The sequence below is a fragment of the Vibrio sp. SG41-7 genome, assembly GCF_014164465.1.
Taxonomy (GTDB): domain Bacteria; phylum Pseudomonadota; class Gammaproteobacteria; order Enterobacterales; family Vibrionaceae; genus Vibrio; species Vibrio splendidus.
In genome coordinates this window covers 1-8,310 of sequence record NZ_JACJFF010000165.1, presented here as the reverse complement: position 1 = coordinate 8,310, position 8,310 = coordinate 1, and the positions used below count along the sequence as shown (strand labels likewise).

The window sequence follows — 8,310 nt, the reverse complement described above, 5'->3', positions numbered from 1 at the left end:
GCTATATCTAATCCGATCGTTATAGTTTTCATATGGACCTACCCTCAGTTAGATGATTGTGTTTAATATTCATCTTGGCGCATTGCGACGCCGTTTAGAAGGGTGGGTCCATTTCATTATTCCCTTTGATAGGCAAACGTACCGATAGGTCACCATCACCTTCAGAAATATCGTGTAATGTGTTTTTCAATACTAAGAGAGGCTGCATCAGTTTGCTAAGAAGAAGCGATAGAACAACGAGACAAACAACAAAAATGAAAACCATTGAAGCTAGCTGGTAGCTAATAATACCGTTCGTTGCTTGGCTAACCTCTGTGATAGGAATGCCGATATCAAAGGTGCCGTACAGCTCACCGTTGACGTAGATAGGTGCCATGATGTCAAACACCCATACTTTTTGAACATCAGCGTACCATTTTGAATACTGTTGTACGCCTTGGGTTGCACCTTTAATGGTATAGCTATCTTCGTAAACCTTATTAAGTTTATTTTTATCGCTGTGAGCAATAGCACTTACGTTACTATCAATAACAATGGCATAAGTGACATCAGATCGCTGTTTCAGCTCACCCACCAGCTTTTGTAAATCTTGAACTGGGTTGTCTGAATTCTCTAAGATATACCCAGCATTTCCAGCCAAGAATTCGGCTTGAACTTGAGATTTGTTCAATATTATCTCATCGATTTTTTCACTTGAAATGAAATAGGTTGACGCCATACTCGCAGCGACTGCAATGCCAAACATAATAAAAACGGCAAATAGGATTGTTTTCTTCATTTAGGTTGTCTCGACGCAAGTTTGTTAAAAATTCTCTGAAGGTTTCAATAACTGAAACCAAAGCTCGCACGTTCTGTCTCGTGTTAGAGCTCCCACTAATCCTTTATCTGTCAAAATCTCGATAACTTTAGCTAAATTATATGAAAAGCATATGTTAGTCACACTTGCATAACATATGGCGTATCTAACGCGGAATCTACACTGGGAAATCTGATTAACAACTAATAAAGTCGTTTAGAAAAACATGCGCGAATACACAGCAATAGGCCAGAGACACTGCTATCGAACAAATAAAAAAGCGCGTTACTGTCAGTGGCAATAACGCGCTTCATGAATCGATATTTTGCGATATCGTTTTAAGCTATTCCGTTTAATCTATATCGTTTTAATTAATCACTTTCACATAAGGAAGCACTCGGAATCCATCACGTACTTTTTGGCTCGGAATGTAATGGCGGAAAGCCAAGTTAAACACACCAGAGTCGTTCGCTGTTTTGATGTTGTTCACCGCATCATCGCCACAACCAAAGCTAACAGTGTAAGTACCGTCTGCATTTTTCTCAGCCGTGTTTGAGCTTACGTTCGCCACTTCACCAAACATAAAACCTTGTTTGTTGTAGACAGTTACCGACCAAAACGCTTGGTTTTTAGGGTCATCAAAGGTTGCCTGATGACAAGTGTCTGCTGGGAAGTTGCCAGAGACTTCGTAGATATTGTCATCTAACTGCGCGCCACCCCAACCGATAGCCGCACCCACCGCGTACTTCTCTTTGGTAAACATCTCTTTTGAAGCATCTTCAGGGCTGGTAAACATACCAAACGTCGCCTGAGCACCATCGCGTTTCAGTAGTTTTGGCATTTCCATCTTAAGGTTTTTCTCGACCTTCTCGAATGATTTCTCATCCACTTGCATTGCCATGAATTCGGCGTCTGCTTTTGCATCTATGCTCATCTGATCTTGGATTTTATGAACTTCATCTTTGGTGAACGTCGCGTCGGTACGAACGATTACATACACATGGTCACCACTGTGAGTAGAAAGATCAAACGTACCAGGACCGTATTGCATTGGCTGAATGCGGTGGTCTTCTGTAATCACTTCCATCGACATGTATTTGCCTTCAGGAATCTCAGGTAGCGTAATCGTCGCGCCCTGTGAAACGTTAATCACAGCCATTGAGTAGTAAGTGTCTCGGTTCATTCGAACCACAGGCTGTTTATCAGTTGGCGTTAGCTCGCGTTTGTGTAGGAATTTATTAACGCCAACAAGCTCTTGGTTTTTCAAATATTGGCGTGACGTTTCGTACACCGCGTAATTGTCGACGGTAGTAACTTCACCATCGGCATTGAAGAACTCTGTCAGAGTTGAAACTTCTTCAGCTGCGTAAGAAGAAAGAGAAACTGCGCTTAAACCTAAAACTACTAATGCTAATTTTTTCATTGTTGACCTCTAATAAAATCGATAACGCTAAATCAATACATAGTCCATTTGCTTTTGTTCGAACAGTTAGTTCGTTAACCGCTCAACTTGTGAACAATGTTATCAAGGCATCATAAATTCACAAATGACATCGCCGTATAAGAGATATGCAGCAAAGTAATGTTACTTATCAACCATTATTCTTGATTAAAATACAAACAATACAGTAGCCTATTTATAGACCATGCAATTCAGTATTTCCAAGGTGAGCCTTTAACAAAGATATGTTGATCGCGTATGTCGAAATTATTTTCGACTACCCTTAGCAAAGGTGATTTAAATAATTGCTTTAACTAACAATATTTATCTTTTCGCCATCTGGTGACCTGAATCTCACTTGATTAATTAGTCAATAGGTAAGCAAATGAACCCAACTTTAGACTCTATAAACCAACTAAAGCAGCAGATGGAATCCTCGGTAATTGGCCAACAACATATGGTTGACACATTACTGGTTGCACTACTTACAAATGGTAATGTTCTGCTTGAAGGATTACCCGGAACAGCAAAGACTCGTTCTATCAAATCATTGGCTTCTGCCCTACAAGTTGACCTTGGTCGTGTTCAATTCACTCCAGATTTGTTGCCTTCGGACGTAACAGGCACAGAGGTGTATCAAGATGTAGACGGCAAACCGACGCTTACCTTCCAACCGGGCCCCGTTTTCAACAATCTATTACTGGCCGATGAAATCAACCGATCCCCAGCAAAGGTACAAGCTGCATTGTTGGAAGCGATGGAAGAGCGTCAAATCACTGTAGCTGGCAAGACTTACAAACTGCCTGATCTATTCATGGTTTTAGCGACACAAAACCCGGTTGAACAAGAAGGTACTTATCCGCTGCCAGAAGCGCAAATGGACAGATTTATCATGAAAATAAATCTCGATTATCCAGATGCGGATGCCGAAGAGCAGATCATTAAGATGGTTCGCAGTGAGGAAAAACCAAGCACAGACAAACCAGCACCTATTGTTCCTCAATGTATTTTTGATGCTCGCGATCAACTGCGCGACATACATTGTAGCGACGCGGTTCTTAAATACATTGTCGCGATTGTGGTGGCAACAAGACAACCCGAGTTGTACCCAGAGTCACCCCTTTCACAGTGGATCGGTGTTGGTTCAAGCCCGCGTGCAACCATCGCATTAGACAAGTGTTCAAGAGCGATGGCATGGCTAAACGGTAAGGACTTTGTCGACCCTGATGATGTTCGTAACGTGGTTCATGGGGTTCTGCGCCACCGCCTGATTCTATCGTACGATGCATTGGCTGAAGGCGTCAGTTCAGACAGAGTCATCGATGAGATTTTGTCTCAAGTTGCAGTAGCGTAACGCGAGAGGTCACCATGGAGACGAAACCAACACTTGATCCCGATATCTATACCGATCTAAAGGCATTGCGATTGTTGAAATACAAGGCGCATGGCTTTGACTTTCTGCCTAATCAGCCAATCAACAGTGCGTTAACAGGTCGTCATGTATCTAAGCTACGTGGACGTGGATTGAACTTTGAAGAGATGCGTCACTATCAGATTGGTGACGACATTCGCACCATGGATTGGATAGTGACGAACAGAACGGGCAAGCCACACGTCAAAATATTCTCTGAAGAGCGCGAGCGTAACGTTTATGTGATGGTCGATCAGCGCACTAGTATGTTCTTTGGCAGTACAGGTCGAATGAAATCTGTAGTTGCTGCAGAAATCGCAGCTTTGATTGCTTGGAAAGTCATAGACAGTACCGATCGTGTTGGTGCCATTGTTTATAACGACAGCACTGCTCTGCCTATTTCACCGCAACGCAGCGCAAATCACGTACTCAAAATACTCAATGAGATTGCGAGTAAGAATCAGCAGCTCAAAGCGGGAAAGGCTCAAGACACCCAACCCAATTCCTTCGCTAAATTGTTTCATCAAGCGCAGAGGTTGGTTAAGCATGATGGGTTAGTGATCTTGATTACCGATGGCTACGGCTATAACGAGCGTAGCGAAGAACAAATCAAGGCATTGTGTCAGCACAACGATGTGGTGTTGTGTCATGTTACCGACCCACTAGAGCATGATTTAGCCACGCTTAATAAAATGGTACTTAGCGACGGGCAATTGCAATTATCCGTATCAGGCCAAGAAGCACAGTTACGCGATGCATTTGCCAAAGATGTGGTTCAAGCCATTGATAATTTCACGGCAGTGGCGAAGAAATATCGAATCCCTGTATTGCCTTTCAACACAGTCGATCCAACCGATGTTCAGCTTAGAAAAGCACTCGGCGCGAGTTAAATAACTGAGAATGCAGACTATGACGACCAACACTGGGCTTGAGCCTTTACAGCCAGAAAATGTAAATCCATTGATGGTCTCTTTGTCTGAGCCTTCTTTGCCAGAAAGTATCTCGTGGCTACCGAATGCTCCAGGCTGGTACTGGCTATTCTTGTTACTGTTTTGCTTCGCTTTATATCGTGTCTATTTAGTTATTCAAAAGTACCTAGCAAACACATACCGACGCGCTGCCTTGGTAGAACTCGAGCAACTCTCTTTGGAGGCTCAGTCTGGTGACATTTCATCATTTCAAAAGCTACCACAACTGCTACGAAGAACAGCATTGTACGCCTTTTCTCGTACAGAGGTCGCCCCCTTAACCGGCACAGATTGGGAAAAATGGTTAGATGAGCATTGCACCAATCGCCAATTTTCATCCGAGTTCTCTACATCAGAACTCTCAGGTGTACTTGCTCAACTCGCCTACTCTTCAGCAGCGACATTAACGGAAGAAAAACGGAACGCCATCATGGATAACGTTGCACTTTGGATAAAGCATCACGAGGTGTCACATGATTGAATTTGAATACCCGATAGCGTTTGCACTGATCTGCTTACCCTTTGCCGTGTATTGGTTATTGCCTGTTTACAAAGAGTCAAAAAGCGCGATTCAAGTGCCCTTTTTTGATCGCCTGATTGCCGTGTCTTCACAAGAGCCCTCTGAAACCGCGGTCAAGATGAGCCGTCGCAAAGTGCAATGGCTATTAGTCATTATCAGCTATCTCGCTTTAGTCGTCGCGATTGCTAAACCGATGTGGGTAGGCGAACCAATTGAACAAAAGAAATCCGCTCGTGAAATTATGGTCGCACTTGATCTGTCAGGTTCGATGTCAGAAGAGGATTTTGCCGATAAACAAGGCAACAAACACGACCGTTTAACGATTGCAAAGCAGGTATTGCGTGAGTTCGCAGCCCAACGAGAGCATGACCGCTTGGGGTTAATCTTGTTTGCAGACTCTGCTTATGTTCAAGCGCCATTTACTGAAGATATTGACGTGTGGCAATCGCTACTCGAAGACGTTGAGCTTGGCTACGCTGGATTTCAAACCGCTTTTGGCGATGCGATTGGCTTATCAATTGCCGTATTCGAACGAGAACAGAGTCGTCAGCGAGTGATGATTCTGCTTACCGATGGTGATGACACCAGCTCGAGAATGCCTCCTGTCAAAGCCGCGGAAATCGCCGCCAAATATGGCGTGAAGATTTACACCATTGCAATTGGTGACCCGAGTACCAAAGGTCGCTACAAGATGGACCTTCCAACACTAGAGAAAGTATCAGCAGCAACTGGCGGGCAGATGTTTCATGCCATGGACCGAAAGCAACTCGAACAAGCTTACGCAACGATAGATGAACTAGAACAGCAAGAGTTCGAACTGTTATCTCATCGTCCGAAACACAGCTTGCACCACTATGCATTTGGCGTATGTCTAGCGAGCAACCTACTCGCCGCCTTAATCGTGTTTGGTGCAAATCTGCGTCGTAGAAAAGAAATAAAGCGCGTTATTCGCCGTAGAGATGAGCTCACCAATGACTGATTTCAATACATTGTTTGGTGGCGATGTCACCCAGTTTCATTTCATGCGCCCATTCTGGTTGTTAGCACTGATCCCGTTCGTGTTGTTTTATCGTGCACTCGTTCAACAAGACGATTTAGTCGCGCAGTGGCAACCTGTGATGTCTAAAAACATGGTGGAACATCTGTCTCTCAACCAAAATCGAGCGCGTATAGTTTCTCCTAATCGATTGTTTTTTGTGTTTGCGGTTCTAGCCACGCTCATTATGGCGGGTCCAACGTGGCAGCAACAACCTTCACCATTTTTTGAAGACAATTCCGAGCTGGTGATCGCCTTGGATGTCTCTGATTCAATGAATAAAACCGATATTCAGCCGTCACGATTAGAGCGCGCTAAACAGAAGATCAATCAGCTCGTTGAACTACGAGGCGATGCAAAAACCGGATTGGTTATATACGGCGGCAGTGCGCATATCGCTATGCCTGTCACCAAAGACAAAGAGTTAACGCGATACTTCCTCGATGTATTGGATGGAAGCTTGTTGCCAGATAACGAGAGCAAACCGGCTTCAGTGTTAAAGCCAACACTCGAGCTAATCTCACAAGCAAAAGCACCATCAACGGTTTTGATACTGACGGACAAGACCAATGACGAAGCGATAGAAGAATTCACTAAAGCGTTTGAACAACAGCAACATCAAGTGATCGTTTGGGCGATGGGTGAAAACCCACAAAGTGGCGGAAATGGCACGGCAGGTTTAACAGAAACTCAACTCGCTTCACTATCACAACTCGCGCAAGCAGGTCATGGAAAAATGGTTTCATTCACCCACGACGCTAGCGATGTAGAAGCGGTTTATCAAGGCATCCAAAACAACCTGTTTGCGGTCAACGATAGCGCCCTACCTTGGTTAGACGCGGGCTATTGGTTGCTGTTCTTGTTGCTGCCTATCCAATTGATGTGGTTTAGAAAAGGGTGGACGCTACAGTGGTAAATAATAAAGGCTCTTCGACGTTTCAAGTGGATTTCAATATTTCAGCGGCAGGGCTCGCTATCATGTAGATCATGGTGATGAAAGTGGCTGTATTTCTATAGCCTCGAGCCCTCGACCTCGCGGCTTGAAATAAACTGTTCAGACCTTCCATTCGCGCATTAGTATAGGTCGAAGTCCAGCGTTGAAGTATTCTCTCCGAGTGCTTTTCTAAGGTGGCTAGCGCTTTTCTTACCGGCTCTAAAGCATCTGAACTTCCTATTTCGTCAAGTGTAAACTTGATGAAATTAGTAAGGCGCCAACGAGCGGCTTGAGTCGTTTTCGCTTCTCTTATCCAACGTAACTTTTCTTTAACTCGCCAAGCTTTCGCTGTCTCAAGCTCATACTGCTCTAGGTCAAGTAAAGCTTGTGCTTGCTTATCTGTCATTGGACTTTCAGCATTCTTTAAAACTGCCCAACGAAGCGCCTTAGGCATCTCACTGTGTTTTCTTTCCTCTTTCCGAACCTCATCAACGGCTCGGGTAAATAACTGCACAACATGGAACCAGTCGACGGTTACATTCGCTTTCGGAAATTCATCTTTGACACCGCTTAAAAAGGACGGAGACATATCACACACGACTTCAAGGACTTGCTCAGATTTCGCCCCGTGCTTTTCAATAAAGGTTTTAAACTCAGAGACTGTTTTCTTTCCTTTTCCTGGTATAGCAAATACAACGGGTAGGGTTTTACGAGCCATATCGATGAAAACAGTGACGTAATTATGTCCACGTTTTGAAGCTGTCTCATCAAATCCAAAAGCTTGAAGAGATGAGAGGTCAAGTCGTGATAAAGCTTGTTCCACGTAATGTTCCACCACTCGCCAAAGCCGCTTATCCGTCACTTCCATAAACTTAGCGGCAGCGTTAACTGGCATCTCTCTTACGAGTGTTAAGGCCACTTCTTCGAACAGCAAAGTAAAACCACTACCCGCTCTTGCCCAAGGCACTTCGATGAGCTTTACCCCGTGAGTTTTGCAGTGAACTCTAGGTATCTTCGCTGTGATATAGCAATGGTGCTGAAAAAAGTTGAGATGACGCCATGTTTTCTCTTTGAAGTCATGTGCAGAGCAAGCGGCGCCACATTCTGGACACGAGTAAAGTACTCCACGTTCAGCCCCCACTTGTAGGTGAAGCTCATAAGGAGAATGTTCTGTATTAAGGGATTGGTCGATAAGTTTCCAGGG

7 protein-coding genes and 1 pseudogene are annotated in these 8,310 nt (G+C 44.2%); 5 read left to right on the top strand and 3 right to left on the bottom strand.

What is annotated here, in order from left to right:
• Positions 1-109 precede the first annotated feature (109 nt).
• Both H5300_RS24250 and H5300_RS24245 read right to left on the bottom strand, forming a co-directional pair.
• A pseudogene (locus tag H5300_RS24250) lies at positions 110-745 on the bottom strand (methyl-accepting chemotaxis protein); the annotation flags it as partial.
• Between the two features lie 418 nt (positions 746-1,163).
• Entirely contained in the window at positions 1,164-2,219 is a 1,056-nt protein-coding gene (locus tag H5300_RS24245; protein WP_017082308.1) for a DUF1254 domain-containing protein, read from the bottom strand.
• Positions 2,220-2,622: 403 nt separating this feature from the next.
• On the opposite strand from H5300_RS24245, the gene H5300_RS24240 reads away from it, so the two are divergent.
• The 5 genes from H5300_RS24240 to H5300_RS24220 are packed head-to-tail and all read left to right on the top strand — an operon-like array spanning position 2,623 to position 7,088.
• Positions 2,623-3,591 (top strand): MoxR family ATPase, encoded by a 969-nt coding sequence (locus H5300_RS24240; protein ID WP_182797109.1) that lies wholly within the window; start codon positions 2,623-2,625, stop codon positions 3,589-3,591.
• 14 nt (positions 3,592-3,605) lie between these two features.
• Positions 3,606-4,538 (top strand): DUF58 domain-containing protein, encoded by a 933-nt coding sequence (locus H5300_RS24235; protein ID WP_182797108.1) that lies wholly within the window; start codon positions 3,606-3,608, stop codon positions 4,536-4,538.
• Between the two features lie 19 nt (positions 4,539-4,557).
• Positions 4,558-5,097 (top strand): DUF4381 domain-containing protein, encoded by a 540-nt coding sequence (locus tag H5300_RS24230; protein WP_182797107.1) that lies wholly within the window; start codon positions 4,558-4,560, stop codon positions 5,095-5,097.
• Complete coding sequence (locus H5300_RS24225; RefSeq protein WP_182797106.1) at positions 5,090-6,115, top strand: VWA domain-containing protein; 1,026 nt, start codon at positions 5,090-5,092, stop codon at positions 6,113-6,115. Before H5300_RS24230 ends, H5300_RS24225 begins: the two co-directional genes overlap by 8 nt.
• A complete protein-coding gene (locus tag H5300_RS24220) occupies positions 6,108-7,088 on the top strand; it encodes a VWA domain-containing protein (protein ID WP_108086040.1) in 981 nt (326 codons plus the stop codon). Before H5300_RS24225 ends, H5300_RS24220 begins: the two co-directional genes overlap by 8 nt.
• A gap of 22 nt (positions 7,089-7,110) precedes the next feature.
• On the opposite strand, the gene H5300_RS24215 is transcribed toward H5300_RS24220, so the two are convergent.
• Positions 7,111-8,310 (bottom strand): ISL3 family transposase (locus tag H5300_RS24215; protein ID WP_182797105.1); only part of this gene is annotated, 1,200 nt, incomplete at its 5' end.

Excerpts from the sequence above, each read along its gene's own strand:
- H5300_RS24245 (WP_017082308.1), bottom strand. The coding sequence starts at position 2,219 with ATGAAAAAATTAGCATTAGTAGTTTTAGGTTTAAGCGCAGTTTCTCTT.
- H5300_RS24240 (WP_182797109.1), top strand. The coding sequence starts at position 2,623 with ATGAACCCAACTTTAGACTCTATAAACCAACTAAAGCAGCAGATGGAA.
- H5300_RS24235 (WP_182797108.1), top strand. The coding sequence starts at position 3,606 with ATGGAGACGAAACCAACACTTGATCCCGATATCTATACCGATCTAAAG.
- H5300_RS24230 (WP_182797107.1), top strand. The coding sequence starts at position 4,558 with ATGACGACCAACACTGGGCTTGAGCCTTTACAGCCAGAAAATGTAAAT.
- H5300_RS24225 (WP_182797106.1), top strand. The coding sequence starts at position 5,090 with ATGATTGAATTTGAATACCCGATAGCGTTTGCACTGATCTGCTTACCC.
- H5300_RS24220 (WP_108086040.1), top strand. The coding sequence starts at position 6,108 with ATGACTGATTTCAATACATTGTTTGGTGGCGATGTCACCCAGTTTCAT.